The following is a 24,344-nucleotide window of genomic DNA, read 5'->3' as shown; positions in this document are numbered from 1 at the left end:
TCAGTAAGTTTTGCGCGGGCCGTTTTGCGCGGCCGTTGCTGTTTGTTGACGTTTTGCTGTTCAGTTTTCAAGGTTCAGTTGGTGTGCCGCCGTTTCGTTTATGTTGTTCGTTGTTGCTTGGCGACTTTTATTATATTAAAGCATGTTTATATTCCTGTCAACACTTTCAGGGAAGTTTTTTATAAAACCCGTTTTTTCCTTCTGTATTCCTCATCCCGAAACCCACTCTCACGCTCTTCAGCCTTAGAGCCGTCTGTGTTTCTCAATACTTCCACGGTATCTCAAGGAAATAAAAAATCATCCACCCGCTGCAATGAAACCAACGGATGAATGAGTTTATTTTTTAGAAGCTGGCTGTGCCTGCGCTTTTCTTGCCGCGCGCCGCTCTTCCAGTTTCTGGCGGTCAACATCCGATTGCGCATTGTATTTCGGCAATACCAGCAGCTGGTAGGCGTTCACTGCAAGGAATGGAAACAGCAATAACGTGACCCAACTGTCGATATTCCCTTCTTCCACCATCAAGGCCGGCAGCCATTCTACCGTCGTAATTACAATCATGAAGAACAGCGCAGAAATAAATGTCTCCTTATTTGTCCACTTCGCTTTGAAGTAAGCTGTCACCACTGCTGTACCAATCAGGATGGCCAGGAGTATCCCATATAACCAAACCTGTTCTGTCGTTTGAGCGTTCGGCGCAAAACGGAATAAAATCAAATCTGTAATGACCACCACGATGATCAATAATTGAACCCAGTTCCATAGACGCAATGTGCGGAAAATATTCATCCCTATTTGATGTACCGTCAGATAGGCGAAGAAACACAACTGGCTGATGATGCTCATCGTCAAGCCGATAATGACCAGCCAGATAAAGCCAGCCAGAAACTCACCCCACTGCCCCGCATTAAATGGTTGTGAAAATACATCATCCCAGCGGACGAACAAACCGAGCACTCCGGTTACCGCTCCACCAAGTAAAAGTGCTTTCAAAAAAAACTTAACCCAATTTCTTATTGTCAATTGAATGCCTCCGTTATTTAAAGTTCTTTTAAGATTGTACCAACCGGCTATAAAAAAATCCATTCACCGCACAGGATAGATTGTGAACAAACCTTGAAAGTCAGCGCTTTGTTACTGAATCGCCATATCCTATTGCAAATCGCCCAAAATAAAAGCCCGGAAACCAATTACGGTTTCCGGGCTGCTGCAGCTTTTATTTTTTATCAGCGAATTGCTTAAGCACTTGCTTCGCGATATCTTCATAGATTTTTCCTGTCGGATGATCTTCCAGGTAGACAGAAGGAGCGAAGTCCTCTTCGTTCCAGTCAGGCTGGCCCATTGGAATCTGCCCAAGAAGCGGTGTCTGCAATTCTTCTGCAAGCTTCGGTCCGCCGCCTTGTCCGAATAGGTATTCTCTCTTGCCGGTCTCTTTGCTTTCGTACCACGACATGTTTTCGATGACGCCCAGGACTTCGTGGTCAGTTTGAAGTGCCATCGCTCCTGCACGCGCTGCAACGAATGCTGCCGTCGGGTGAGGTGTTGTAATGACGATTTCTTTGGAAGCCGGAAGCATCTGGTGGATGTCGAGTGCAACGTCCCCTGTGCCAGGTGGCAGATCCAATAGAAGGTAATCCAAATCTCCCCATTCAACATCGCGGAAGAATTGGTCGAGCACTTTGCCGAGCATTGGGCCACGCCATACGACCGGCATGTTGTCTTCTACGAAAAAGCCCATAGAGATGACTTTCACGCCGAACCGTTCAACCGGAATGATCGTTTCGCCGCGGACAACCGGCGATTTGTCGATGCCCATCATATCCGGCACACTGAATCCGTAGATATCCGCATCGATCAACCCGACTTTTTTGCCAAGGCGTGCCAAGGCGATTGCCAGATTGACAGATACCGTTGATTTGCCGACGCCGCCTTTACCACTGGCGATCGAAATGAATTCGACTTTGTTGAGTGGAGACAAAAGATCCTGCGCTTCTGATTCGTTTGCTGTTCCGCGGAACTGTGCCAAGGCTTCAGGCGGAAGCTCTTCAAAACGGATGCCGACAGAGCCTGCTCCTGCCTCTTTCAATACATCGACGACTTTCATCTGAAGCTGCATTTGCTCAGGTGTGTTGGTTTTGGCGATCGCCAATTTCACGCTGACATGTTTTTTCTCTTCTTTGATCGTTACGGACGTGATGCCGTTTGTTTCCGTCAACGATCTATGTAAAAACGGATCTTCTAACGCTCCGAGTAATTCGCGCACTTGTACTTCAGTTAACATATCGATACACTCCCCATCAATTTTGCTCACCATAAAGTATAGCATAGCAAACTCAATTTTAAATCTATTCGGCCTTACAAGAAAGATGGCAAAGCCGCTCAGCTTCAACAGACATAAGAAATCCGGCTAAGCGGCTTTTCGTCGGCCGCACAGCCGGAGTTGCCAACACTAACACTCACGACTCCATTTCCAGCATATCGTTTTCATCATACGTAAAGTCCGGACCCCATGCCACTTCCCAGTAGTAGCCGTCAGGATCTGTGAAATACCCTGAATAGCCACCCCAGAAAACATCTTTCGGTTCTTTGATGATTTTCGCTCCGGCAGATTTTGCAAGAGCCATCACTCCATCCACTTCTCCCTTCGACTTTGCGTTATACGCTAAAGTAATACCCGAAAATCCGCTGCCTCTTGGCGGATTCTTCTCATCGATATCTTCCGCCAATTTCTCCAATGGATAGAGTTCCAGTTTCGTCCCTGAAGAATTAAAAAACACAATTTCAGGATTGTCCCCTTTTTCCGCTGTTTCAAAGCCGAGTCCATCTCTGTAAAACTGTACAGATGTCTTCATGTCTTTCACGCCCAAGCAAATTAAATTGATCCGGTTCATGTCGGCATCCCTCCCATTTCTTTCTATCTTACCTGTTCGCTCCTCCAGTTGAACATAAAAAAACACCTTCCGAATTTCTTCGGAAAGTGTTTTGTAAACGAAAATCGAAATTAACGTTTTGAGAACTGAGGTGCACGACGTGCTGATTTAAGACCTGGTTTCTTACGTTCTTTCATACGTGGGTCACGTGTTAACAACCCAGCAGATTTCAACGCAGGACGGAATGCAGGGTCTACAGTAAGTAGAGCACGTGCGATACCGTGACGGATTGCTCCGGCTTGGCCTGTGAATCCACCGCCGTTTACGTTTACAAGGATGTCGTAGCTTCCTAGAGTATCCGTAGCAACTAGTGGCTGTTTGATGATCTGTTGTAATGTTTCGTAAGGAACGTAGTCCGCTACGTCACGTTTGTTGATAGTAATTGTGCCGTCACCCGGTACTAACCGTACGCGAGCTGTTGAGTTTTTACGACGACCTGTTCCAATATATTGAACTTGTGCCAAAGGTGTATCCTCCTCTAATTTACTAATGTATTATCCGCGAAGCTGGTAGTTTTCTGGTGTTTGTGCTTGGTGGTTATGTTCTGGGCCAGCATAGACATGCAGCTTTCTGAACATTTGGCGTCCTAGAGAGTTCTTTGGAAGCATCCCTTTGATAGCCAATTCAAGCATTTTAGTTGGGTATTTTGTGCGCATTTCAAGTGCAGTACGCTGTTTCAATCCACCGCTGTATTGTGTGTGGCGGTAGTAGATTTTGTCTGTAAGCTTTTTGCCTGTAAGGTGAATCTTTTCAGCGTTGATGATGATCACGTGATCACCAGTGTCAACGTTTGGTGTGAATGTTGGTTTGTATTTCCCGCGTAAGATTGAAGCGACTTCAGAAGCTAAACGTCCAAGAGTTTGCCCTTCTGCATCGACAACTAACCATTTACGCTCTACTTCGTGACCTTTAGCCATGAATGTTGTACGCATGTATATTGTCCTCCTAATAAATCGTCTGTTTTGAATTCTTTTACAGTGTTCCGCTGTTCCGTTTTTTCGTTATCCCTAAACACAAATAACCTTCCGGGGCATATCGTGGGGGTAATGAAAATACCATACATCATGTTATAACGGAAGCGGTAAAAAGTCAAGGGTTTTTCTAAAAACACCAGGAAAAGTTGCTTCAACTCCTGTACATCACGCTTTCCAGGTAAAGACCGTGTGCCGCCGCTGTTTTTCCAGCAGCGTCCCGCTCCGCTGCAGCCACGATTCGGCCAAGTTCTTCAGCCTTTCTTTTGCCGATGCCGATTTCCGTCAACGTCCCCGCAATAATGCGGACCATATTATAGAGGAAACCAGACCCTTCGATGACCATATGCAGCTCATTGCCGTGTTCTTCAAAATCGACGCGCCAAATCGTGCGCACTTTATCCACCACTGCCGTATTCGCCGCACAAAAGCTGGAAAAATCATGCGTGCCGATCAGTGCCTGTGCGGCCGCTCTCATCGCATCCACATCAAGCGGCTGCTTGACATGGACCAGATAATTGCGTGTAAACGGACTGATGATCTGGCTGCGGTCCCATTTATAACGATAGGTCTTGCCTGTCGTATGGTAGCGCGCATGAAAAGATGCATCCACCTCTTCGATCGAGTTGACCCGGATGTCTTCCGGCAACAGCACATTCAGGGCCTTCAGCCAGCCGCTCACCGGGATGGAGAACTCCGTGTCAAAATGGATGACCTGTCCCGTCGCATGGACTTTGGCGTCCGTCCGTCCGCTCGCCACCACTTGCGTCACTTTGCCTTTGTGGATGGTTTTCAGCACTTTCATCAATTCGCGTTGGACCGTACGCGAGTCCGGCTGCACCTGATAGCCTGCAAATCCGGAACCGTCATAGGCAATTGTCGCTTTTAATCGTTTCATAATTTCTCTCCTTATAGCCGGAAATACCAAAGCATTCCCGCAAGCCCGGCCAGCACGAGCAAACTCAAGCTGTCCACAAAGCGCCAATCCAATTGACGGTAGCGTGTTCTGCCTTCGCCTCCTCGGTAGCCGCGGACTTCCATCGCCGTAGCCAGGTCCTCTGCCCGTTTAAAGGCGCTGACGAACAAGGGGATCAGTAAGGGCACAACAGCTTTTACACGCTCTTTTACCGGCCCTGAGCCGATGTCCGAGCCTCTCGCCATCTGTGCCTTGAGGATCTTGCCTGTCTCGTCCATCAAAGTCGGGATAAACCGCAGGGAAATGGACATCATCAAGGCCAGTTCATGAACCGGCAGTTTGACCCGTTTGAATGGGCCAAGCAGCACTTCAATGCCATCCGTGATGGAAATCGGTGAAGTCGTCAACGTCAGGATACTGGTGATGAACACCAATACCAGGAAACGTATGGAAATGAATATCCCTTGCCGCAGCCCCTCTTCATAAATCTCGATAAAGCCGATATCCAGCAGCAGATCACCTTCCCGCGTAAAGAAAATATGCAATAAAAAGGTGAAAATCAATAGAATAAAGACCGGTTTCAATCCGTTTATCAAGAAATACAGCCGTATTTTGGACAGGAACACCACCAATAAAGTGAATCCGAGCAGAATACCGTAAGTCACTGCGCTATTGGCAATAAAGACAATAGCGATAAAAACAAAGACAAACAAAATCTTCGCTCGCGGATCCATTCGGTGGATGATGGAGTCACCCGGAATAAAGCGGCCAAAAATCATTTTCTCCATCATTCGGAATCACGTCCTTCCGACAAAGCCTGAGCGATATTTTTGGCCAGCGCTTCTTCCGTCAATGAAATGGCATCGAGTTTAATGCCCGCCTTGTCTTCGAATTTCCGCTGCAGGCGAATCGTCCGCGGCGGCTCCAAACGGTAATCCCGCAGTTGCTCTTCATTCGAAAAGATCTCTTCAGGCTCCCCTGTGACCACACAGCGTCCGTTATGCATGATCGCTACGCTGTCAGCGTAACGTGCCGCATCTTCCATGCTATGGGTCACCAGAACGGTCGTCAGGCCTTTTTGTACATGCAGCTGATGGAACAGGTCCATAATTTCGCGGCGGCCGCGCGGATCAAGTCCGGCCGTCGGTTCATCCAGCACCAGCACATCCGGCTCCATCGCCAGCACACCAGCAATCGCTACCCTTCGCATTTGGCCACCGGACAAATCAAACGGGGACTTTGTCAATACCTCAGCAGGCAGTCCAAGCTGTTCAACCAACTCGTGTGCGCGGCGGCTCGCTTCTTCTTCCGGCACTCCGTAATTCAAAGGCCCGAACATGATATCCTTCAAAACCGTCTCATCAAAAAGCTGCTGTTCAGGAAATTGAAAGACAATCCCGACCTGGCGCCGGACATCGCGCAGATTCTTGGCCTTCACACCCGCCTCGATTTTGCGTTCGCCAATTACAACAGATCCTTCTGTCGGCTTCAACAAGGCGTTCAGATGCTGAAGGACCGTCGACTTGCCGGATCCGGTATGTCCAATGATTGCTGTATAGGAACCAGAAGGGATATGCAGCGACACACTCGTCAACGCACGCTTTTCAAACGGCGTATCTTTAGCGTAGCTGTACCCTACTTCCCGGAGTAAAATGTCCATAGTTCATCCACCAATTCGTCTTCTGTCATATGTTCTCCCTGCAGCTCCACTCCGGCTTCCCGGAGCAAATGCGTCATCCGCATCGAAAATGGCAAATCTAAGCCCAGGGTCGTCAATTCATTGCCCGACAGAAAAACAGCTTCCGGCGTGCCTTCCAATTGTTTATGCCCCGCATTCATTACAAGAATACGATCAGCCATTGCGGCTTCTTCCAAATCGTGTGTAATCGATATGACTGTCAGGCCTGTTGCTTCCCGCAACTCACGAATGGTTTCGATGACTTCCATGCGTCCTTGGGGATCGAGCATGGAAGTCGCCTCATCCAATATCAGTAGGCGCGGACGCAAAGCAAGGGCACCGGCGATGGCCACGCGCTGTTTCTGGCCTCCTGACAAATGGTGGGGTTCGTGATCAAAATACGCTTCCATCTTCACCTGATGCAAAGCTTCTTTGACACGCGATACCATTTCTTCATGCGGAACCCCGTTATTTTCCAATGCAAAAGCGACATCGTCCTGGACCGTCGCTCCCACAAACTGGTTGTCCGGATTTTGAAAGACCATACCCATCTGCGAACGGATGTCCCAAAGGCTTTCTTCAGCCATCAATTTTCCCATGGCAAATACTTTCCCTGCCTGCGGAAACAACAAACCGTTCATCAATTTGGCGATGGTTGATTTTCCTGAACCGTTGTGGCCCACCAAGGCAATCCATTCTCCATCCTCAATCGAGAAGGATAAATCTTCTACAGCGGGTCTTACCGACTCGTCTTCTTGCGTATATGTAAATGTCACATCTTCGAATGACAATATAATCGAATTCATCTCAGCTGACCTCCTCAAACACTTGCTTGGCTCATCTCTACTCTACTGGTTTTCAACAGCGTTTGTAAAACGTAAATAAATAAAAAAAGCGCGCACCTCATTCAGAGAAATGCGCTTTTCTGTCTCTATGGCTTCCCCGGTTGCTTAAGCCAGGGTTGAATGAGGTGCGTAGAGCTAGACGAGACGCCGCCTTTCGGCTCGCTCATCATAACACTCAGCTTTTCATATTGTCGTATAAATCATAATGCTAAAAGAAGAGGGCTGTTGACCCCCTTCAAGTAAATCAATTATGCCTCGGCATAATTGCGTCCGGATTTTGAATTGCGTTAGCGCAATTAATTCCTTTCAAAATCCGTGACATCCGCCGGAGGCTTTAATTTGAATCTATTGATTCAAATTAAACCAATTCGATAATAACGATAGGTGCGCCATCTCCGCGACGAGGCCCCATTTTCATAATGCGTGTGTAACCGCCTTGACGGTCAGCGTAACGTGGTGCAACATCATCAAACAATTTCTGCAAAGCAAAAGTTGTTGTTTCGTTGCCTTCAGCGTCTGCAGTTGTTACCAACTCACGGCGCATCCATGCTGCTGCTTTACGGCGAGCGTGAATATCTCCACGTTTACCAAGCGTAATCATTTTTTCTACAGTCGAACGCACTTCTTTCGCACGAGCTTCAGTCGTTTGAATGCGTTCATGTACGATTAAGTCTGTTGTAAGGTCACGTAATAGTGCTTTACGTTGAGAACTTGTACGTTGAAGCTTTCTCATTGAAGTTTCCCTCCTTTGTTGAATAGTTCGGATCCGATCTTAACTCTCAGTCTTCTTTACGAAGCCCAAGGCCTAAATCTTCCAACTTCACTTTAACTTCTTCAAGTGATTTGCGTCCGAGGTTGCGTACTTTCATCATGTCGTCTTCCGACTTGCTTGCCAGTTCGTGTACCGTGTTGATACCCGCACGTTTTAAGCAGTTGTAAGATCGAACCGAAAGATCAAGTTCTTCGATAGTCATCTCTAATACTTTTTCTTTTTGGTCTTCTTCTTTTTCAACCATGATTTCAGCCGTTTGTGCCTCATCTGTTAATCCCACGAAGATATTTAAATGCTCAGTAAAAATCTTTGCGCCAAGCGCAATTGCCTCTTTTGGACCAATGCTGCCATCTGTCCATACATCAAGAGATAATTTATCGAAATGAGCCAGTTGACCCACACGAGTGTTTTCCACTTGGAAATTAACGCGTGAAACTGGAGTGTAAATAGAGTCAATCGGGATAACGCCGATCGGAAGATCTTCACGTTTGTTCTGATCTGCACGAGCATATCCACGGCCTCTGTTCGCATACATGCGCATACGTAGGTGGCCATTTTTAGCGATTGTTGCAATATATAGATCCGGATTCAGAATTTCCACGTCACTGTCGTGCGTGATATCTGCAGCCGTAACCGTTCCATCACCTTTTACATCAATTTCAATGACTTTTTCTTCGTCAGAGTAAATTTTCAAAGCCAGCTTCTTGATATTCAAAATAATGGTAGCTACATCTTCTTCAACACCTTCGACAGTGGAGAATTCGTGCAGAACGCCATCAATTTGAATTGAAGTAACAGCTGCGCCAGGTAAAGATGAAAGTAAGATTCGACGTAAGGAGTTTCCTAAAGTGGTTCCATATCCACGCTCAAGAGGTTCAACAACAAATTTTCCAAACTTGGAATTGCTGTCGATCTCAACCGTTTCAATCTTTGGTTTTTCTATTTCGAGCATTCATTTTACCCTCCTTCAAAACGTCGGTTTTTTTTCGCTTCATCAAAGAATTCGATAGTCACAGACTTTCGCTACGATTCAGAACCCATCCAGTAAGTCGTGATGTTCAAAAATCCTATTCAGATTAACGATTATACGCGACGGCGTTTTGGCGGACGGCAACCGTTATGAGGAACTGGAGTTACATCTTTGATAGCTGTAACTTCTAGTCCAGCAGCTTGAAGCGCACGGATAGCAGCTTCACGACCTGAACCAGGACCTTTAACTGTAACTTCTAGAGTTTTAAGACCGTGCTCGATTGATGTTTTAGCAGCAGTTTCAGCAGCCATTTGCGCAGCGAAAGGAGTAGATTTACGTGAACCTCTAAATCCTAGAGCTCCTGCACTTGACCATGAAACAGCGTTACCCTGCATATCAGTGATAGTAACGATTGTGTTATTGAATGTTGAGCGGATGTGAGCAATACCAGATTCGATATTCTTTTTCACACGACGCTTACGAGTTTGTTGTTTACGTGCCATGTTAAGAAGAAACCTCCTTTACTGATTATTTTTTCTTGTTAGCTACAGTTTTACGAGGACCTTTACGCGTACGCGCATTGTTCTTCGTATTTTGACCGCGGACAGGTAGTCCACGACGATGACGGATTCCTCGGAAGCTAGCAATTTCCATCAAGCGTTTGATGTTCATTGAAACTTCACGGCGAAGGTCACCTTCGATTTTGTATTGATCTAATTGTTCACGGATATTGTTCAACTCGTCTTCTGTAAGATCACGAACGCGTGTCTCTTCAGAGATACCAGCAGCAGAAAGAACTTTCTGTGCAGTTGTTTTACCAACACCGAAAATGTATGTTAATGAAATAACAACGCGTTTGTCGCGCGGAATGTCAACACCAGCAATACGTGCCATGTGTGCGATGCACCTCCTTCAAAATTAGCCTTGTCTTTGTTTGTGTTTCGGATTTTCACAGATTACCATTACTTTACCGTTTCTGCGAATAACTTTACATTTTTCACAGATCGGTTTTACAGATGGTCTCACTTTCATCTAACCCAACCTCCTTATAGTCCGGAGTGCAAAAGATTATTTAAAACGGTATGTGATACGACCGCGTGTTAAATCATAAGGAGAAAGTTCCACTGTCACTTTATCTCCTGGCAGAATGCGGATGAAATGCATGCGAATCTTGCCTGATACGTGCGCAAGAATCGTATGGCCGTTTTCCAATTCCACTTTAAACATCGCGTTAGGCAAAGTCTCAACGACAGTTCCTTCGATTTCAATTACATCGTCTTTCGCCATCGACCCAGTCTCCCTTCTGTATACAAATCAGGTTCTCATCTTCAAACAGTATTTGCTGATTGAATAGTAGTAGTACATTCATTCACAAGAAATGCATGAGTGACATTCGAAAGACATTCTCCGAGTCCCGCAGATATGCGGGCCGGGGTTAATCCGGCAAAGCCAGTCTGTCTCATGTATCCTCGACTGCCCGGACTGCTTTGGATGAGTTCCAAACCCGTTACACAGATGCTTCCACGAAACCCATTATACTCGTTTCAATGCTCAATTGCACTAAAGCGCATTTTGCATCAACTTTCATATCCTGAGCCTTGTTTGCTTTTGCAGCTCTCGAAAATTCATATCTCCGGTGCCCCTTAAAGCCACATGGAGGCAACTAACTGCGCCCGGCGCCGGGGATTAGCCTCGGTCGCCCTTTAGAAGAGCATCAATGTCAGCAAATACTTTTTGAATGTCCTGCTGTCCATCTATATTTTGCAGCACGTTCTTGCTTTCATAGAAATCAAGAAGCGGCTGTGTTTGTTGCATATTTACTTCTAAACGTTTAGTGACGGTTTCAGGCTTATCATCTTCACGCTGGTAGAGTTCTCCACCATCTTTGTCGCACACACCAGCTGTTGCCGGCGGGTTAAACACAGTATGGTAAGCAGTTCCACAAACTTTACAGATCCATCGGCCTGTTAAACGTGCAATTAGTTCGTCTTGTTCAACTTGGATATTTACGACATGCTCGATTCGCTTATCAAGATCGGCCAAAAGAGATTCCAACGCTTCAGCTTGAGGAACCGTACGTGGAAAGCCATCTAATAAGAAGCCTTCTTCACAGTCCTTTTCGCTTAATCGTTCCCGGACAATGCCGATTGTCACTTCATCAGGCACTAGAGCACCTTGATCCATGAATGATTTTGCTTTCAAGCCCAGTTCCGTTCCACCTTTAATAGCAGCTCGAAACATATCACCTGTAGAAATATGAGGGATGTCGTACTTCTTAACAATTTCGTCTGCTTGAGTACCTTTTCCGGCACCCGGTAGACCCATTAATACGATATTCATACGTTTTCCCCCTCAGACAATTGGATAAGAGACGCTTTCACGCCCCTTTTAAATCCTACTGATTATTTCATAAAGCCTTTATAATGACGTTTTACAAGCTGAGATTCCAACTGCTTCATCGTTTCAAGTGCTACCCCAACAACAATCAGAAGACTTGTTCCGCCGATTTGCGCCGATTGCGGTAAATTCGCAATGTTGATGAAGAAAATCGGAAGAATGGCAATGACTGCAAGGAAAATGGCACCAACGAATGTCAATCGGTATAACACGCTTGTTAAATAATCCTGTGTATTTTTACCCGGACGGATTCCCGGAATATATGCACCTTGCTTTTTCAGGTTATCCGACACGTTCTCAGGATTAACCTGAATAAATGCGTAGAAGTACGTGAATGCTACGATCAAAGCGACATAAATGATCATGCCGACAGGGCGCGTATAATCGAACGTATTCTGAATCGCTTCTGTAAACGCGTTGGCACCAAAGAAAGAAGCAATAGTTTGCGGCGTTATGATAAACGCTACTGCAAAGATTACCGGGATAACTCCGGCCGCGTTCACTTTCAAAGGTAAGTGTGTTTGCTGCCCGCTTGTCGTCTGGCCACGGCCAGCAACTCGCTTCGCATACTGAATCGGTATTTTACGCAACGCTTGTTGAACGTAAATGACCAAAACTGTAATGGCAACAACAGCTAAAGCAAGCAATGCCATAATGGCAATATTGATCGGCAGCTGATCTCCAGCTCCTTGGATCTGCTGTGCATATAATTGGTTGACAGCACCTGGTACTGCAGCGACAATCCCTGCGAAGATGATAATCGAAATACCGTTCCCCACACCTTTTGCCGTAATCTGCTCACCAAGCCACAGTAGAAATGCCGTACCCGCAGTCAATACAATAGCGATGACAACATAAGTTGAAATCGTGTCATTCTGAATTAAAGAACCGCCGTACATTTGGTTAAATCCATAAGACATACCGATTGCTTGAATAAAGGCAAGAACGATTGTGAAATAGCGAGTGAATTGAGCAAGTTTCCGTCTTCCGACTTCACCTTGTTTCGCCCACTCTGCAAATTTCGGTACAACATCCATCTGCAATAATTGCACAATGATTGATGCTGTAATGTATGGCATAATTCCCATCGCTAAAATCGAAAAGTTAGCAAGGGCACCTCCACCGAAAGTATTTAAGAATCCAACCAGACCCATCTGGTCAGTAGCTTGCAAAACCGAAGCGTCAACATTCGGTACTGGAACAAAAGTTCCAATACGGAAAATGATGAGCATCAGTAATGTAAAGAATATTTTATTTCGAATATCAGTCACGCGCATAAAATTAGAGATTGTCTGAAACATTAAACCACCTCGGTTTGTCCGCCGGCAGCTTCAATCGCTTCTTTAGCTGATCCAGAGAATTTGTGAGCTTTTACTGTCAATTTCTTTTCTAGGCTACCATTGCCCAGAATTTTGATTCCAGAACGTTCATTGCTCACAACACCTGTTTCAATCAACAATGCAGGTGTTACTTCTGTGCCTTCGTCGAAACGGTTAAGCACTTCCACGTTCACTACTGCATAATCTTTGCGGTTGATGTTGGTAAATCCACGTTTAGGCAAACGACGGAACAAAGGGTTTTGACCACCTTCGAATCCAGGACGAACACCGCCGCCTGAACGTGCGTTTTGACCTTTATGACCTTTACCTGCTGTTTTACCAGTACCTGAACCGATACCGCGTCCGATACGCTTTCTTGAGCTGCGTGAACCTTCTGCCGGTTTTAATTCATGAAGTTTCATTTGGTTGGCACCTCCTTCTATAGAAATCCGTAATTAAATTTCTTTGATAGTTACTAAGTGAGCGACTTTATCAAGCATACCGCGAACGGCTGCATTGTCTTGGTGCTCAACTGTTTGATGCATTTTGCGCAATCCCAAAGACTGAACAGTTTTACGTTGTGTCGGTTTAGAACCGATCACAGATTTTGTGAGGGTAATTTCCAATTTAGTTGCCATGTGATTTTCCCTCCTTATCCTAACAGTTCTGCAACTGATTTACCGCGAAGTTTTGCGACTTCTTCGGCACTCTTCAATTGAGTTAAACCGTTAATAGTTGCACGTACCATGTTGATTGGTGTGCTTGAACCTAGAGATTTAGATAGAATATCCTGTACCCCAGCCAATTCAAGTACCGCACGAACAGGTCCGCCAGCAATTACACCAGTACCTGGAGAAGCAGGTTTGATAAGAATTTGGCCTGCGCCAAAACGACCGATTACTAAGTGTGGAGTAGTACCTTTAACCATTGGTACTTCAATAAGGTTTTTCTTCGCATCTTCAATGGCTTTGCGGATAGCATCTGGAACTTCTTGAGCTTTACCAGTACCAAAACCAACATTACCATTTCTGTCGCCTACAACAACTAATGCGGAGAAACGGAAACGACGTCCACCTTTTACAACTTTAGCTACGCGATTGATTGTAACTACGCGTTCTTCAAGTTCAAGTTTGTTTGAATCAATACGACTCATGAAATGTGTCCCTCCTTTTTTTAGAATTCTAAACCATTTTCACGTGCAGCTTCTGCTAATGCTTTTACGCGTCCATGATATAAATAACCACCGCGGTCAAAAACAACCGATTTCAAGCCGTTTTCAGTAGCGCGTTTTGCGATTGTTTCGCCGACTTTAGCTGCAGCTTCCACGTTGCCAGTTGATTCTACTGAGAAATCCTTCTCCATAGATGATGCACTTGCAAGTGTAACGCCATTCATATCGTCGATCAATTGAGCGTAGATGTATTTATTCGAACGGAATACGTTCAAACGCGGGCGTTGTGCTGTACCCGTAATTTTAGAACGTACACGTGCATGACGTTTTTTACGAGATGCGTTTTTATCGAGTTTCGTAATCACTGAGGTCACTCCTTTCAGCCTGCCTAAGCAGCATTATTTACCTGTTTTACCTTCTTTGCGGCGAACTACTTCCCCTTCGTAACGAATACCTTTGCCTTTATATGGCTCTGGTGGACGTACTTGGCGGATATTTGAAGCAAGAGCTCCAACGCGTTCTTTATCGATGCCTTTAACAATGACTTTAGTGTTAGCTGGAACTTCAACTGTTACGCCATCTTCCGGTGTGAATTCAACCGGGTGAGAGTAACCTACGTTAAGTACCAATTTCTGTCCTTGCAATTGAGCACGGTAACCAACACCAACTAGTTCAAGTGAACGTTGGAATCCTTCTGAAACTCCAGTGACCATGTTCGCAAGCAAAGCACGAGACGTACCGTGGTTAGTGCGGTGATCTTTAGAATCTGAAGGACGTGTCAATGTTAGCACGTTTTCTTCTTGTGCGATTGTAATATCTTTGTTAAATACGCGAGTCAACTCGCCTTTAGGTCCTTTAACAGTTACGGTGTTCTTGTCTCCAAGAGTAACGGTAACGTTAGCAGGAACCTCGATTGGTTTTTTACCTACACGTGACATTCTGTTGCACCTCCATTCGTTTGTTGCTTGTTACCAAACGTATGCTATGATTTCTCCGCCGATTTGTTTCGCGCGGGCTTCTTTATCAGTTACCAAACCTTGTGATGTTGAGACTAAAGCGATTCCAAGACCGTTTAGTACACGTGGCACCTCGTTAGTTTTAGCGTAAACACGTAGTCCTGGTTTTGAAATACGTTTCAATCCAGTAATAACGCGTTCGTTGTTAGCTCCGTATTTAAGGAAAATCCGGATCATGCCTTGTTTATCATCTTCAACATATTCTACGTCACGAACGAAACCTTCACGCTTAAGGATTTCAGCGATGTCTTTTTTCACATTAGAAGCCGGAAGCTCTAATTTCTCGTGACGAACCATGTTTGCGTTACGAATGCGTGTCAGCATATCTGCAATCGGATCTGTCATTGTCATTACTTTTACCTCCTTCCCAAATTAGGGGATTACCAGCTGGCTTTTTTGACGCCAGGAATTTGTCCCACATATGCAAGTTCACGGAAACAAATACGGCAAAGTTTAAATTTGCGTAATACTGAATGCGGACGTCCGCATCGTTCACAGCGTGTGTACTCTTGTACTTTAAACTTTGGCGTGCGTTTTTGTTTTGCGATCATAGATTTTTTAGCCACGTTTACGCCTCCCTCACGTTTACTTTTGGAACGGCATTCCGAATTGTGTTAATAACTCACGAGCTTCTTCATCAGAGTTCGCAGTTGTTACAATTACGATGTCCATACCGCGTACTTTGTTAACTTTATCATAGTCGATTTCAGGGAAGATCAATTGTTCTTTCACGCCAAGTGTGTAGTTACCGCGTCCGTCGAACGATTTGTTCGATACGCCACGGAAGTCACGAACACGTGGAAGTGAGATAGCAATCAATTTATCCAGGAAGTCGTACATACGCTCTCCGCGTAGTGTAACTTTACATCCGATTGGCATACCTTCACGTAGACGGAAGCCAGCGATAGATTTCTTAGCTTTAGTGATGATTGGCTTTTGGCCAGTAATTGTTTGTAGTTCTTCAACCGCGGAGTCAAGTGACTTCGTGTTTTGAACAGCTTCGCCTACACCCATGTTGATGACGATTTTGTTTACTTCAGGTGCCTGCATTACCGATTTATATTCAAACTTGCTCACTAGAGCAGGAGTGATTTCATTGACATATTTTTCTTTTAGGCGGTTCATGTGTGTACCTCCCTTCATTCAGGAATTTTATTTATCTAATTTTTCGCCGGATTTTTTTGCAACACGAACTTTTTTACCATCTTCAACCTTGTATCCAACACGAGTCGGTTCGCCGGATTTAGGGTCAAGTAACATTACGTTAGAAACGTGAATTGCTGCTTCTTGGCTGACAATTCCACCTTGCGGATTTGCCTGGTTCGGTTTTGTATGCTTTTTGATGATGTTGACACCTTCAACAAGCACACGGTCTTTCTTAGGTAAAGCAGTCAAAACAACGCCTGTTTTGCCTTTGTCTTTGCCTGAGATTACCTTAACTGTATCGCCTTTTTTAACATGCATTCTGTCGCACCTCCTTGGTATGGCACATTGATTTATTAAAGAACTTCAGGAGCAAGTGATACGATTTTCATGAAGCTGTTATCGCGAAGTTCGCGGGCAACAGGTCCGAAAATACGAGTTCCGCGTGGACCTTTGTCGTCACGGATAATGACACATGCGTTTTCATCAAATTTGATATAAGTACCGTCTTTACGGCGAGCTCCGCTTTTCGTGCGAACGATGACAGCCTTAACGACTTCACCCTTCTTAACAACGCCACCTGGTGTTGCTTTTTTCACGGTACAAACGATTACGTCTCCGATGTTTGCAGTCTTGCGACCAGAACCACCAAGTACTTTAATCGTTAGTACTTCACGAGCACCCGAGTTGTCTGCAACTTTTAAACGACTTTCCTGTTGGATCACTTAGGTAACCTCCCTCCGGAATTTCTTAGGTTCCGAAATTATTTAAATTAAATGATAACCGCTTTTTCTACAATTTCCAATACGCGGAAACGTTTTGTAGCTGATAACGGACGAGTTTCCATGATGCGAACTACGTCGCCCATTTTCGCTTCGTTTAGCTCATCATGAGCTTTATATTTCTTAGAGTATTTTACACGTTTGCCATAGAATGCATGCTTCTTTTGAGTTTCAACCATTACTGTAACGGTTTTGTCCATTTTGTCAGACACAACACGGCCTGTGTATACTTTGCGTTGGTTACGCTCAGTCATACTTGCAAACCTCCTCTCGATTTATCAGTTATTGCCACTGAGTACTCTTTCGTGAATCACAGTTTTCATACGGGCAATCGCTTTACGTACTTCGCGGATGCGAGCAGTATTTTCTAATTGACCAGTAGCCAATTGGAAGCGAAGGTTGAAAAGCTCTTCTTTCAGTGATTTCACTTTTTGTTCAATCTCAGCAGTGGTTAGGTCACGGATTTCATTAGCTTTCATTCGATTCACCACCAATTTCTTCGCGTTTTACGAACTTCGTTTTGATTGGAAGTTTGTGAGATGCAAGGCGTAATGCTTCGCGTGCCACTTCTTCAGATACTCCACCAAGTTCGAACATGATTTTACCAGTTTTGACAACGGCTACCCAGCCTTCAGGTGAACCTTTACCAGATCCCATACGAACCTCTAGAGGCTTTTTCGTATATGGTTTATGCGGGAATATTTTAATCCAGACTTTACCGCCACGTTTCATGTAACGAGTCATGGAAATACGTGCTGCTTCGATTTGACGGTTAGTGATCCAAGATGATTCTAGTGCTTGGAGACCAAATTCGCCGAATGCGATTTCTTTACCGCCTTTAGCTTCGCCGCGCATCTTGCCTCGGTGCTCTCTACGATATTTAACGCGTTTTGGCAATAACATATTATTTGCCTCCTTCCTCAGATTTCTTCTTAGTTGGAAGGACTTCACCGCGGTAGATCCATACTTTTACGCCAAGCTTACCATATGTTGTGTCTGCTTCAGCATGCGCATAATCGATATCAGCGCGGAGCGTATGGAGCGGAACAGTACCTTCACTGTAGTGTTCAGCACGCGCAATGTCAGCGCCGCCTAGACGTCCAGATACTTGAGTTTTGATTCCTTTAGCGCCAGAACGCATAGTGCGTTGGATCGCTTGTTTTTGTGCACGACGGAAAGATACTCGGTTTTCCAATTGACGCGCAACACTTTCAGCAACCAATCTTGCATCAAGGTCAGCTCTTTTGATTTCAATGATGTTGATGTGTACACGCTTGCCAGTCATAGAGTTAAGCTGTTTGCGAAGTACTTCTACTTCAGATCCACCTTTACCGATTACCATACCTGGTTTCGCGGTGTGAATAGTTACGTTGACACGGTTTGCAGCGCGTTCAATTTCGATTTTAGAAACTGAAGCTTCTTTCAAACGTGCTTCAACATATTCACGGATTTTAATATCTTCGTGAAGAAGCGTCGCATAATCTTTCTCAGCGTACCATTTAGATTCCCAATCACGAATGATTCCGATACGCATCCCAATTGGATGTATTTTTTGTCCCACGAATTACCCCTCCTTCTGGTCAGATACCACTAGTGTGATGTGGCTTGTGCGTTTATTAATTGCGCTTGCGCGTCCCATTGCACGTGGACGGAAACGTTTAAGTGTTGGTCCTTCGTCAACGAATACTTCGCTGATGATCAAGTCATTCAGGTCCATTTCGTAGTTGTGTTCAGCGTTAGCAGCTGCAGATTTCAATAACTTCTCAACAACAATAGATGCTGCTTTCGGAGTGTGGTTCAAAATCGCAACAGCTTCGCCAATTTGCTTGCCTCGAATTAAATCTACAACTAAACGGACTTTACGAGGAGCAATACGTACTGTTCTAGCGACAGCTTTTGCTTGCATAGGGAAATCCTCCTCTCAATTAACGTCTTGTTTTCTTATCGTCTGCACCATGGCTAGCGTATTTGCGTGTTGGTGCGAATTCGCCTAGTTTATGGCCCACCATATCTTCAGTCACATATACAGGGATGTGTTTACGACCATCGTATACTGCGATTGTTTGTCCGATGAATGTCGGGAAAATTGTAGAACGGCGAGACCAAGTTTTGATCACTTGTTTTTTCTCAGAATCCTTTTGTGCTTCAACTTTTTTCATAAGATGATCATCAACAAAAGGTCCTTTTTTCAAGCTGCGGCCCATGTGGGATCCTCCCTTCGTGATTGCACCACGGTTCTTTCAACGAACCGTAGCGGAATCAAATTATTTTTTACGACGACGCACGATAAATTTATCTGACTTGTTCGTTTTCTTACGTGTCTTGTATCCAAGAGTAGGTTTGCCCCAAGGAGACATTGGTGATTTACGTCCGATTGGCGAGCGTCCTTCACCACCACCGTGTGGGTGATCGTTAGGGTTCATTACAGATCCGCGGACTGTTGGGCGATTGCCCTTCCAGCGATTACGTCCTGCTTTACCAATGTTGATCAATTCGTGTTGCTCATTTCCTACTGCACCGATAGTAGCGCGGCAAGTAGCAAGAATCATGCGAACTTCGCCTGATTGCAAACGAACTGTTACGTATTTTCCTTCTTTACCCAATACCTGAGCTGAAGTTCCTGCAGAACGAACTAGTTGTCCGCCGCCGCCTGGCTTCAATTCGATGTTATGGATTGTAGAACCCATTGGGATGTTTGACAACGGCAAAGCGTTACCTGCCTTGATATCTGCTTCAATACCTGACATAAGTTGAGTTCCAACTTCAACTCCTTTAGGAGCGAGGATGTAACGTTTCTCACCATCAGCGTAGTGAATCAAAGCGATGTTTGCAGAACGGTTTGGATCGTACTCGATTGTAGCAACGCGTCCTGGAATGCCATCTTTGTTACGTTTGAAATCGATAACACGGTATTGGCGTTTATGTCCACCACCGTGATGGCGTACAGTTATTTTACCTTGGTTATTACGGCCGCCCTTGCGCTTTACAGGTCGTAAAAGCGATTTTTCAGGTTTGTTCGTTGTGATTTCAGCGAAATCTGAACTCGTCATGTTACGACGACCGTTAGTGGTAGGTTTATATTTTCTTATGCCCACGTTGTTTCCCTCCTTCTTTAATAGTTCTTTAAGAACTTATGGAAATTAAATTTCGAATAGCTCGATGTCTTTAGATTCAGCAGTCAATTTAACAATCGCTTTACGGCGTTTGTTCGTGTATCCTGCATGTTTGCCCATACGCTTGAATTTGCCTTTGTAGTTCATGATGTTGACTTTCTCAACTTTCACGCCAAAGATCTCCTGTACGGCTTGTTTAACTTGGGTTTTATTTGCGCGAGTGTCCACTTCAAAAGTGTACTTTTTCTCTGCCATTACTTCAGATGATTGCTCAGTAATGACCGGACGTTTTATTACATCACGTGCTTCCATTAACTAAGCACCTCCTCAATTTTCTCAATCGCTGCTTTTGTCATGACAATCTTGTCATGTCCAAGCAAGTCTAAAACGTTAATGCCATCTGCTGCTACTACTGTCATTCCGTGAAGGTTACGTGCAGATTTTGCAACGTTCTCATCAAGGTCAGCAGTTACGAACAATGCTTTTTTGCCAATTGAAAGATCTTGGATCAACTGGTTGAAAGCTTTTGTTTTCGGTGCATCAAATGTCAATCCTTCAAGTACCATCAGGTTTTCTCCGATTACTGCAGATGAAAGTGCAGAACGTAGAGCTAAACGACGGACTTTCTTAGGAAGTTTGTAGCTATAGCTACGTGGAGTTGGACCGAATACGATACCGCCTCCGCGCCATTGTGGTGAACGGATCGACCCTTGACGAGCACGTCCAGTTCCTTTTTGACGCCATGGCTTTTTACCACCACCAGCTACTTCAGAACGGTTTTTTACTTTATGGTTACCTTGACGAAGTGAAGCGCGTTGAGACACTACTGCGTCAAATAACACTGATTCATTTGGCTCGATACCGAAGATATAGTCGTTCAATTCGATGTCGCCCACTTGTGAACCTGTTTGATTTAATAAAGCTACTTTAGGCATTCTTGTTTCCTCCTTTCTCTAAAAATTATTAGTTCGCTTTAATTGCCGTTTTAACACGGATCAATGCTTTGCGAGAACCAGGAACATTACCTTTAATAAGAAGCAGGTTACGTTCAAGATCAACTTTCACGATGGAAAGGTTTTGAATCGTAATTGTCGTGCCACCCATTTGACCAGGTAATTTCTTCTGTTTGAATACGCGGTTAGGAGCAACCGGACCCATTGAACCAGGACGACGGTGGTAACGTGAACCGTGAGACATTGGTCCGCGAGATTGTCCGTGGCGTTTAATAACACCTTGGAAACCTTTACCTTTTGTTGTTCCTGTGACATCTACTACATCGCCTTCTGCGAATACATCTACTTTGACTTCTTGACCAATCTCGTAATCAGCTAAGTTTACATTGCGAAGTTCGCGAATGAAGCGCTTAGGAGCAGTGTTCGCTTTTGCTACGTGTCCTTTAGAAGGTTTGTTTGAAAGCTTTTCGCGCTTGTCTTCAAAACCTAATTGGATTGCTTCGTAGCCGTCAACCTCTACTGTCTTCTTTTGAAGTACTACGTTTGGAGCAGCTTCAATAACAGTTACAGGGATTAAATCACCGTTCTCAGCAAAAACTTGCGTCATACCGATTTTTCTACCTAAGATTCCTTTGGTCATGTTGTCACACCTCCTGTGGTTATTTATGTTTTTCTATTTCGTTTACCGATTAAAGTTTAATTTCAATGTCAACGCCTGACGGTAAATCAAGTTTCATCAACGCATCGACAGTTTGTGGTGTCGGGTTAACGATATCGATTAGACGTTTGTGTGTACGCATTTCAAACTGCTCACGAGCATCTTTGTACTTATGGACAGCACGTAAGATTGTGTAGACCGATCTTTCAGTCGGCAACGGTATCGGACCCGATACGCTTGCACCTGAACGTTTAGCGGTTTCTACAATTTTCTCGGCAGACTGATCAAGAATTCTGTGATCATATGCTTTTAAACGGATACGAATTTTTTGTTTTGCCATTATTTTCCCTCCTTTTCGCCTATTTTTGATAGACATTCTCCACGAAAATTTTCCAATCACTCGCCATGGCAAAGCGGCCGGGTGTATCGGTAACCTCTCGCTTCATCGCAGTCAAAGACCAACATTCACCATTATACAAAAGAAAAAAGAATTCCGCAAGTACTTCCACGAAATTCTTTCTTATTCGCTTTTTTTATTATAACAGGATTTATTAGAACATCAAGTCAGACGATAATAGTCCGAACATTTCGAGCTTATCCAAGCAACATCACGGCTGCCCAGCCGAAAATCACCAATGGGATATTGTAATGAAGGAAGGTCGGAACGCACGTATCCCAAATGTGATTGTGCTGTCCGTCGACGTTCAGTCCGGCAGTCGGCCCCAATGTCGAATCGGACGCCGGCGACCCTGCATCACCCAATGCTCCTGCCGTACCGATCAATGCGATGATCGCCATAGTCGAAAATTCGAACTCCAGACTGAGCGGCACGAAAATCGCAGCAATGATCGGAATCGTTGCGAACGATGAACCGATGCCCATCGTTACGAAAAGACCGACGATAAGCATGGCTAGAGCTGCAATGCCTTTATTGCCGGCAAATAGGTCAGATACACTTTCAACGAGCGGCTCTATGGCTCCTGTCGCCTGTATGACTGACGCAAAGCCGTTCGCTGTAATCATGACAAAGCCGATGAACGCCATCATGCGCATGCCTTCTGTCAAGACATCGTCAGCTTCCCGCCATTTCATTGCACCGAAGACATAAAGCACAAGAATTCCTGCAAGTGCACCAATGATCATCGAATCTGTCTGGATCTGTGCAACTAGTGCAGCGATCAATGCGACAATCGTCACCAGAACATCTTTGGTCGAAGCGGTCTTTTTCAGAGTTCCTTCTATAGTAGAGGATGTTTTATGGTAATCCCTCGGCTTGCGGTAAGAAATGAACACCGCGATGATCAATCCCACTAACAGGCCCGCGACCGGAATGGCCATCGCTTTTGGAATGTCAGCCATATCAATTGTTAGGCCGGCCAGTTCCATTTGAGTAAAGACGATCTCATGGAAAATCAGCCCGAAACCATACGGCAATAAAATATAAGGCGCCGTTAAACCGAACGTCAAGACCGCAGCGATCAAGCGTCGGTCGATCCGCAATTCATTTAGAATGTGCAAAATCGGTGGAACCAGTAAAGGAATAAAAGCGATATGGATCGGAATCAGGTTTTGCGAGAAGATAGCCATTGCCAATAGCGCAATGATGATGAGAGCTTTCGCCAAATTCTCCCGCGTCGCCTCTCCGTCTTTATTGACCAGCTTCAGGACGCCTGACACAAGCAGCTCCGGTATGCCGGTACGTGAAATCGCTACGGCAAATCCACCGAGCATGGCATAGCTGAGCGCAATCGTCGCGCCCGCACCTAAACCGTCTGTAAATGATGTTAATGTATCCATAAATGATAATCCACCGCTCAGCCCACCTGCAAGTGCGCCGATCAGTAAAGCGAAGACGACGTTCACGCGCAATAAGCTCAATACGAGCATGACTAAGACAGCGACAACAACTGCATTCATAAGTAAACTCTCCTTTAGTTTGCTAAAGCGTTAAAGTACACACTTTAAATTAACAAAACACGAATTGCTTGTCAACAACGGATTGATGAATCTTTTAAATACAAAAAAGTCCAAAAGTAAAGACCCTTCACGGTTAGGTAAAGGGTCTCCTCATGATAAACAAGCTGTTCAGACATATTAAACATTAAGCCTGCCGCTGTTTTTCCTCATAGGCTGCAATATAGGCATCGTACTGGAACGTCAAGGCAATTTCGTCCCAGCCCTTCAACAGCATTTCCTTCCAGTATGGATCGATATCAAATTCATAGCGTATGCCGTCCTGGCTGTTGACAGTCTGGTCCTCCAAATTGATTTCCAATTTGAATTCCTCGCGCTGCCCCTTATCAATCAAGGCATTGACTTCCTCATCTTTTAAACGAATCGGCAAGATGCCATTTTTCACGCAGTTGTTATAGAAGATGTCTGCATAACTGGGAGCGATGACTACGCGGAATCCGTAATCCAAAATCGCCCACGGGGCATGTTCACGAGAAGAACCGCAGCCGAAATTTTCTTGTGCGACCAGAATCTCGGAGCCGTCGAATCGAGGATCGTTCAAAACAAATTCTTCTATCGGTGTACCATCGGCATGAAAGCGCCAATGATAGAATAGATATTTGCCGAATCCTGTTCGTTCAATACGTTTTAGAAACTCTTTTGAAATGATTTGGTCAGTATCTACGTTTTTACGTTCAAGTGGCGTTAGGACACTTGAAATTTTATTGATCGGTTTCATCGATGGGCCTCCTCATTTCCG

At 44.9% G+C, this 24,344-nt stretch carries 41 protein-coding genes; 1 reads left to right on the top strand and 40 read right to left on the bottom strand.

The annotated features are described in order from the left end of the window. A partial coding sequence (locus Q0785_RS18635) for a hypothetical protein (protein WP_298833741.1) occupies nt 1-185 on the top strand: 185 nt, incomplete at its 5' end. Between the two features lie 151 nt (nt 186-336). Here the strand turns inward: Q0785_RS18635 and Q0785_RS18630 are convergent. The 40 genes from Q0785_RS18630 to leuD all read right to left on the bottom strand — a co-directional run bounded on the left by Q0785_RS18630 (nt 337) and on the right by leuD (nt 24,323). After that, nucleotides 337-1,020: a KinB-signaling pathway activation protein gene (locus Q0785_RS18630; RefSeq protein WP_298833738.1), complete on the bottom strand. Its 684-nt coding sequence runs from the start codon at nt 1,018-1,020 to the stop codon at nt 337-339. A gap of 193 nt (nt 1,021-1,213) precedes the next feature. Then, complete coding sequence (locus Q0785_RS18625) at nt 1,214-2,278, bottom strand: P-loop NTPase (protein ID WP_223643217.1); 1,065 nt, start codon at nt 2,276-2,278, stop codon at nt 1,214-1,216. A 175-nt stretch (nt 2,279-2,453) separates the two neighbouring features. Further along, complete coding sequence (locus Q0785_RS18620) at nt 2,454-2,888, bottom strand: VOC family protein (protein ID WP_298833731.1); 435 nt, start codon at nt 2,886-2,888, stop codon at nt 2,454-2,456. A gap of 110 nt (nt 2,889-2,998) precedes the next feature. After that, nucleotides 2,999-3,391 carry a 30S ribosomal protein S9 gene (gene rpsI, locus Q0785_RS18615; RefSeq protein ID WP_058386707.1) on the bottom strand — a complete coding sequence of 131 codons (393 nt, stop codon included), beginning with the start codon at nt 3,389-3,391 and terminating at the stop codon, nt 2,999-3,001. 30 nt (nt 3,392-3,421) lie between these two features. Continuing rightward, complete coding sequence (rplM, locus tag Q0785_RS18610; protein ID WP_142830577.1) at nt 3,422-3,859, bottom strand: 50S ribosomal protein L13; 438 nt, start codon at nt 3,857-3,859, stop codon at nt 3,422-3,424. Between the two features lie 193 nt (nt 3,860-4,052). Continuing rightward, complete coding sequence (truA, locus tag Q0785_RS18605) at nt 4,053-4,796, bottom strand: tRNA pseudouridine(38-40) synthase TruA (protein ID WP_298833690.1); 744 nt, start codon at nt 4,794-4,796, stop codon at nt 4,053-4,055. Between the two features lie 11 nt (nt 4,797-4,807). Continuing rightward, nucleotides 4,808-5,605 carry an energy-coupling factor transporter transmembrane protein EcfT gene (locus tag Q0785_RS18600; RefSeq protein ID WP_298833687.1) on the bottom strand — a complete coding sequence of 266 codons (798 nt, stop codon included), beginning with the start codon at nt 5,603-5,605 and terminating at the stop codon, nt 4,808-4,810. Then, nucleotides 5,602-6,474: an energy-coupling factor ABC transporter ATP-binding protein gene (locus Q0785_RS18595; protein WP_298833684.1), complete on the bottom strand. Its 873-nt coding sequence runs from the start codon at nt 6,472-6,474 to the stop codon at nt 5,602-5,604. The genes Q0785_RS18600 and Q0785_RS18595 overlap by 4 nt, the downstream gene beginning before the upstream one ends. After that, nucleotides 6,450-7,298 carry an energy-coupling factor ABC transporter ATP-binding protein gene (locus Q0785_RS18590; protein WP_298833682.1) on the bottom strand — a complete coding sequence of 283 codons (849 nt, stop codon included), beginning with the start codon at nt 7,296-7,298 and terminating at the stop codon, nt 6,450-6,452. The genes Q0785_RS18595 and Q0785_RS18590 overlap by 25 nt, the downstream gene beginning before the upstream one ends. Before the next feature lie 397 nt (nt 7,299-7,695). After that, nucleotides 7,696-8,070 (bottom strand): 50S ribosomal protein L17, encoded by a 375-nt coding sequence (gene rplQ, locus Q0785_RS18585; protein WP_223643205.1) that lies wholly within the window; start codon nt 8,068-8,070, stop codon nt 7,696-7,698. 46 nt (nt 8,071-8,116) lie between these two features. Then, nucleotides 8,117-9,061 (bottom strand): DNA-directed RNA polymerase subunit alpha, encoded by a 945-nt coding sequence (locus tag Q0785_RS18580; protein ID WP_146559466.1) that lies wholly within the window; start codon nt 9,059-9,061, stop codon nt 8,117-8,119. A 131-nt stretch (nt 9,062-9,192) separates the two neighbouring features. Continuing rightward, nucleotides 9,193-9,582 (bottom strand): 30S ribosomal protein S11, encoded by a 390-nt coding sequence (gene rpsK / locus Q0785_RS18575; RefSeq protein WP_006828953.1) that lies wholly within the window; start codon nt 9,580-9,582, stop codon nt 9,193-9,195. A gap of 25 nt (nt 9,583-9,607) precedes the next feature. Then, nucleotides 9,608-9,973, bottom strand: coding sequence for a 30S ribosomal protein S13 (gene rpsM, locus Q0785_RS18570; RefSeq protein ID WP_006828952.1), 366 nt, complete (start codon nt 9,971-9,973; stop codon nt 9,608-9,610). Nucleotides 9,974-9,997: 24 nt separating this feature from the next. After that, nucleotides 9,998-10,111 carry a 50S ribosomal protein L36 gene (rpmJ, locus tag Q0785_RS18565; RefSeq protein ID WP_006828951.1) on the bottom strand — a complete coding sequence of 38 codons (114 nt, stop codon included), beginning with the start codon at nt 10,109-10,111 and terminating at the stop codon, nt 9,998-10,000. Between the two features lie 36 nt (nt 10,112-10,147). Continuing rightward, a complete protein-coding gene (gene infA, locus Q0785_RS18560; protein ID WP_006828950.1) occupies nt 10,148-10,366 on the bottom strand; it encodes a translation initiation factor IF-1 in 219 nt (72 codons plus the stop codon). Nucleotides 10,367-10,765: 399 nt separating this feature from the next. Next, nucleotides 10,766-11,419: an adenylate kinase gene (locus Q0785_RS18555; RefSeq protein ID WP_142830565.1), complete on the bottom strand. Its 654-nt coding sequence runs from the start codon at nt 11,417-11,419 to the stop codon at nt 10,766-10,768. Between the two features lie 62 nt (nt 11,420-11,481). Continuing rightward, on the bottom strand, nt 11,482-12,777 hold the full coding sequence (gene secY / locus Q0785_RS18550; protein ID WP_223643201.1) for a preprotein translocase subunit SecY: 1,296 nt from the start codon (nt 12,775-12,777) through the stop codon (nt 11,482-11,484). Then, nucleotides 12,777-13,217: a 50S ribosomal protein L15 gene (gene rplO / locus Q0785_RS18545; protein WP_008432523.1), complete on the bottom strand. Its 441-nt coding sequence runs from the start codon at nt 13,215-13,217 to the stop codon at nt 12,777-12,779. Before rplO ends, secY begins: the two co-directional genes overlap by 1 nt. A 33-nt stretch (nt 13,218-13,250) precedes the next feature. Then, nucleotides 13,251-13,433, bottom strand: coding sequence for a 50S ribosomal protein L30 (gene rpmD / locus Q0785_RS18540; RefSeq protein ID WP_223643199.1), 183 nt, complete (start codon nt 13,431-13,433; stop codon nt 13,251-13,253). 14 nt (nt 13,434-13,447) lie between these two features. Continuing rightward, complete coding sequence (gene rpsE / locus Q0785_RS18535; protein WP_223643197.1) at nt 13,448-13,948, bottom strand: 30S ribosomal protein S5; 501 nt, start codon at nt 13,946-13,948, stop codon at nt 13,448-13,450. Between the two features lie 20 nt (nt 13,949-13,968). After that, complete coding sequence (gene rplR, locus Q0785_RS18530; RefSeq protein ID WP_191716883.1) at nt 13,969-14,331, bottom strand: 50S ribosomal protein L18; 363 nt, start codon at nt 14,329-14,331, stop codon at nt 13,969-13,971. 33 nt (nt 14,332-14,364) lie between these two features. Next, nucleotides 14,365-14,904, bottom strand: coding sequence for a 50S ribosomal protein L6 (gene rplF / locus Q0785_RS18525; protein ID WP_223643195.1), 540 nt, complete (start codon nt 14,902-14,904; stop codon nt 14,365-14,367). Between the two features lie 30 nt (nt 14,905-14,934). Continuing rightward, complete coding sequence (gene rpsH, locus Q0785_RS18520; RefSeq protein ID WP_006828942.1) at nt 14,935-15,333, bottom strand: 30S ribosomal protein S8; 399 nt, start codon at nt 15,331-15,333, stop codon at nt 14,935-14,937. Between the two features lie 29 nt (nt 15,334-15,362). After that, complete coding sequence (gene rpsN / locus Q0785_RS18515; RefSeq protein WP_006828941.1) at nt 15,363-15,548, bottom strand: 30S ribosomal protein S14; 186 nt, start codon at nt 15,546-15,548, stop codon at nt 15,363-15,365. Between the two features lie 19 nt (nt 15,549-15,567). After that, nucleotides 15,568-16,107, bottom strand: a complete 540-nt coding sequence (gene rplE / locus Q0785_RS18510; protein ID WP_223643193.1) for a 50S ribosomal protein L5 — start codon at nt 16,105-16,107, stop codon at nt 15,568-15,570. Nucleotides 16,108-16,134: 27 nt separating this feature from the next. Further along, nucleotides 16,135-16,446 carry a 50S ribosomal protein L24 gene (gene rplX / locus Q0785_RS18505; protein WP_058386721.1) on the bottom strand — a complete coding sequence of 104 codons (312 nt, stop codon included), beginning with the start codon at nt 16,444-16,446 and terminating at the stop codon, nt 16,135-16,137. Nucleotides 16,447-16,481: 35 nt separating this feature from the next. Then, nucleotides 16,482-16,850, bottom strand: a complete 369-nt coding sequence (rplN, locus tag Q0785_RS18500; RefSeq protein ID WP_006828938.1) for a 50S ribosomal protein L14 — start codon at nt 16,848-16,850, stop codon at nt 16,482-16,484. A 47-nt stretch (nt 16,851-16,897) separates the two neighbouring features. Further along, the gene (rpsQ, locus tag Q0785_RS18495) at nt 16,898-17,161 is read right to left on the bottom strand and encodes a 30S ribosomal protein S17 (protein WP_008432511.1); all 264 of its coding nucleotides are present in this window, start codon (nt 17,159-17,161) and stop codon (nt 16,898-16,900) included. A 24-nt stretch (nt 17,162-17,185) separates the two neighbouring features. Next, nucleotides 17,186-17,386 (bottom strand): 50S ribosomal protein L29, encoded by a 201-nt coding sequence (gene rpmC, locus Q0785_RS18490; RefSeq protein WP_006828936.1) that lies wholly within the window; start codon nt 17,384-17,386, stop codon nt 17,186-17,188. After that, nucleotides 17,376-17,810, bottom strand: a complete 435-nt coding sequence (rplP, locus tag Q0785_RS18485) for a 50S ribosomal protein L16 (protein WP_223643191.1) — start codon at nt 17,808-17,810, stop codon at nt 17,376-17,378. The genes rpmC and rplP overlap by 11 nt, the downstream gene beginning before the upstream one ends. A 1-nt stretch (nt 17,811) precedes the next feature. Beyond that, complete coding sequence (gene rpsC / locus Q0785_RS18480) at nt 17,812-18,468, bottom strand: 30S ribosomal protein S3 (RefSeq protein WP_006828934.1); 657 nt, start codon at nt 18,466-18,468, stop codon at nt 17,812-17,814. Nucleotides 18,469-18,471: 3 nt separating this feature from the next. Next, a complete protein-coding gene (gene rplV / locus Q0785_RS18475; protein ID WP_223643189.1) occupies nt 18,472-18,813 on the bottom strand; it encodes a 50S ribosomal protein L22 in 342 nt (113 codons plus the stop codon). A gap of 19 nt (nt 18,814-18,832) precedes the next feature. Further along, the gene (gene rpsS / locus Q0785_RS18470) at nt 18,833-19,111 is read right to left on the bottom strand and encodes a 30S ribosomal protein S19 (RefSeq protein ID WP_006828932.1); all 279 of its coding nucleotides are present in this window, start codon (nt 19,109-19,111) and stop codon (nt 18,833-18,835) included. 60 nt (nt 19,112-19,171) lie between these two features. Next, nucleotides 19,172-20,002 (bottom strand): 50S ribosomal protein L2, encoded by an 831-nt coding sequence (gene rplB / locus Q0785_RS18465; protein ID WP_142830547.1) that lies wholly within the window; start codon nt 20,000-20,002, stop codon nt 19,172-19,174. Nucleotides 20,003-20,047: 45 nt separating this feature from the next. Then, nucleotides 20,048-20,332, bottom strand: coding sequence for a 50S ribosomal protein L23 (gene rplW, locus Q0785_RS18460; RefSeq protein WP_006828930.1), 285 nt, complete (start codon nt 20,330-20,332; stop codon nt 20,048-20,050). Beyond that, nucleotides 20,332-20,955: a 50S ribosomal protein L4 gene (gene rplD, locus Q0785_RS18455; protein ID WP_223643187.1), complete on the bottom strand. Its 624-nt coding sequence runs from the start codon at nt 20,953-20,955 to the stop codon at nt 20,332-20,334. The genes rplW and rplD overlap by 1 nt, the downstream gene beginning before the upstream one ends. A gap of 28 nt (nt 20,956-20,983) precedes the next feature. Then, nucleotides 20,984-21,613 (bottom strand): 50S ribosomal protein L3, encoded by a 630-nt coding sequence (gene rplC / locus Q0785_RS18450; protein WP_223643185.1) that lies wholly within the window; start codon nt 21,611-21,613, stop codon nt 20,984-20,986. A gap of 49 nt (nt 21,614-21,662) precedes the next feature. Next, entirely contained in the window at nt 21,663-21,971 is a 309-nt protein-coding gene (gene rpsJ, locus Q0785_RS18445; RefSeq protein ID WP_006828927.1) for a 30S ribosomal protein S10, read from the bottom strand. A 254-nt stretch (nt 21,972-22,225) separates the two neighbouring features. Continuing rightward, the gene (locus Q0785_RS18440; RefSeq protein WP_298833549.1) at nt 22,226-23,548 is read right to left on the bottom strand and encodes a Na+/H+ antiporter NhaC family protein; all 1,323 of its coding nucleotides are present in this window, start codon (nt 23,546-23,548) and stop codon (nt 22,226-22,228) included. 184 nt (nt 23,549-23,732) lie between these two features. Beyond that, nucleotides 23,733-24,323 (bottom strand): 3-isopropylmalate dehydratase small subunit, encoded by a 591-nt coding sequence (gene leuD / locus Q0785_RS18435; RefSeq protein ID WP_298833546.1) that lies wholly within the window; start codon nt 24,321-24,323, stop codon nt 23,733-23,735. Nucleotides 24,324-24,344 lie beyond the last annotated feature (21 nt).

Origin of the sequence: uncultured Planococcus sp., from assembly GCF_947501725.1 — a bacterium.
GTDB classification, from domain to species: Bacteria; Bacillota; Bacilli; order Bacillales_A; family Planococcaceae; genus Planococcus; species Planococcus donghaensis_C.
This window is presented reverse-complemented; position numbering and strand designations above follow the sequence as displayed.

Bases quoted from the DNA above. Each gene is read 5' to 3' on its own strand.
- rpsH (WP_006828942.1), bottom strand. From the start codon at position 15,333: ATGACAATGACAGATCCGATTGCAGATATGCTGACACGCATTCGTAAC.
- Q0785_RS18625 (WP_223643217.1), bottom strand. From the start codon at position 2,278: ATGTTAACTGAAGTACAAGTGCGCGAATTACTCGGAGCGTTAGAAGAT.
- truA (WP_298833690.1), bottom strand. From the start codon at position 4,796: ATGAAACGATTAAAAGCGACAATTGCCTATGACGGTTCCGGATTTGCA.
- rplD (WP_223643187.1), bottom strand. From the start codon at position 20,955: ATGCCTAAAGTAGCTTTATTAAATCAAACAGGTTCACAAGTGGGCGAC.
- rplX (WP_058386721.1), bottom strand. From the start codon at position 16,446: ATGCATGTTAAAAAAGGCGATACAGTTAAGGTAATCTCAGGCAAAGAC.
- leuD (WP_298833546.1), bottom strand. From the start codon at position 24,323: ATGAAACCGATCAATAAAATTTCAAGTGTCCTAACGCCACTTGAACGT.
- rpsE (WP_223643197.1), bottom strand. From the start codon at position 13,948: ATGAGTCGTATTGATTCAAACAAACTTGAACTTGAAGAACGCGTAGTT.
- rpsK (WP_006828953.1), bottom strand. From the start codon at position 9,582: ATGGCACGTAAACAACAAACTCGTAAGCGTCGTGTGAAAAAGAATATC.
- rplP (WP_223643191.1), bottom strand. From the start codon at position 17,810: ATGTTATTGCCAAAACGCGTTAAATATCGTAGAGAGCACCGAGGCAAG.
- rplF (WP_223643195.1), bottom strand. From the start codon at position 14,904: ATGTCACGTGTAGGTAAAAAACCAATCGAGGTTCCTGCTAACGTTACC.
- Q0785_RS18440 (WP_298833549.1), bottom strand. From the start codon at position 23,548: ATGAATGCAGTTGTTGTCGCTGTCTTAGTCATGCTCGTATTGAGCTTA.
- rplQ (WP_223643205.1), bottom strand. From the start codon at position 8,070: ATGAGAAAGCTTCAACGTACAAGTTCTCAACGTAAAGCACTATTACGT.
- rplV (WP_223643189.1), bottom strand. From the start codon at position 18,813: ATGCAAGCAAAAGCTGTCGCTAGAACAGTACGTATTGCTCCTCGTAAA.
- rplW (WP_006828930.1), bottom strand. From the start codon at position 20,332: ATGGAAGCACGTGATGTAATAAAACGTCCGGTCATTACTGAGCAATCA.
- Q0785_RS18620 (WP_298833731.1), bottom strand. From the start codon at position 2,888: ATGAACCGGATCAATTTAATTTGCTTGGGCGTGAAAGACATGAAGACA.
- rpmD (WP_223643199.1), bottom strand. From the start codon at position 13,433: ATGGCAACTAAATTGGAAATTACCCTCACAAAATCTGTGATCGGTTCT.
- rplC (WP_223643185.1), bottom strand. From the start codon at position 21,613: ATGACCAAAGGAATCTTAGGTAGAAAAATCGGTATGACGCAAGTTTTT.
- Q0785_RS18600 (WP_298833687.1), bottom strand. From the start codon at position 5,605: ATGATGGAGAAAATGATTTTTGGCCGCTTTATTCCGGGTGACTCCATC.
- Q0785_RS18555 (WP_142830565.1), bottom strand. From the start codon at position 11,419: ATGAATATCGTATTAATGGGTCTACCGGGTGCCGGAAAAGGTACTCAA.
- rpsQ (WP_008432511.1), bottom strand. From the start codon at position 17,161: ATGACTGAGCGTAACCAACGCAAAGTATACACAGGCCGTGTTGTGTCT.
- Q0785_RS18580 (WP_146559466.1), bottom strand. From the start codon at position 9,061: ATGCTCGAAATAGAAAAACCAAAGATTGAAACGGTTGAGATCGACAGC.
- rpmJ (WP_006828951.1), bottom strand. From the start codon at position 10,111: ATGAAAGTGAGACCATCTGTAAAACCGATCTGTGAAAAATGTAAAGTT.
- rpsM (WP_006828952.1), bottom strand. From the start codon at position 9,973: ATGGCACGTATTGCTGGTGTTGACATTCCGCGCGACAAACGCGTTGTT.
- rplE (WP_223643193.1), bottom strand. From the start codon at position 16,107: ATGAACCGCCTAAAAGAAAAATATGTCAATGAAATCACTCCTGCTCTA.
- rpsJ (WP_006828927.1), bottom strand. From the start codon at position 21,971: ATGGCAAAACAAAAAATTCGTATCCGTTTAAAAGCATATGATCACAGA.
- rpsS (WP_006828932.1), bottom strand. From the start codon at position 19,111: ATGGGCCGCAGCTTGAAAAAAGGACCTTTTGTTGATGATCATCTTATG.
- Q0785_RS18595 (WP_298833684.1), bottom strand. From the start codon at position 6,474: ATGGACATTTTACTCCGGGAAGTAGGGTACAGCTACGCTAAAGATACG.
- rplO (WP_008432523.1), bottom strand. From the start codon at position 13,217: ATGAAACTTCATGAATTAAAACCGGCAGAAGGTTCACGCAGCTCAAGA.
- rplM (WP_142830577.1), bottom strand. From the start codon at position 3,859: ATGCGTACAACATTCATGGCTAAAGGTCACGAAGTAGAGCGTAAATGG.
- rpmC (WP_006828936.1), bottom strand. From the start codon at position 17,386: ATGAAAGCTAATGAAATCCGTGACCTAACCACTGCTGAGATTGAACAA.
- secY (WP_223643201.1), bottom strand. From the start codon at position 12,777: ATGTTTCAGACAATCTCTAATTTTATGCGCGTGACTGATATTCGAAAT.
- Q0785_RS18590 (WP_298833682.1), bottom strand. From the start codon at position 7,298: ATGAATTCGATTATATTGTCATTCGAAGATGTGACATTTACATATACG.
- infA (WP_006828950.1), bottom strand. From the start codon at position 10,366: ATGGCGAAAGACGATGTAATTGAAATCGAAGGAACTGTCGTTGAGACT.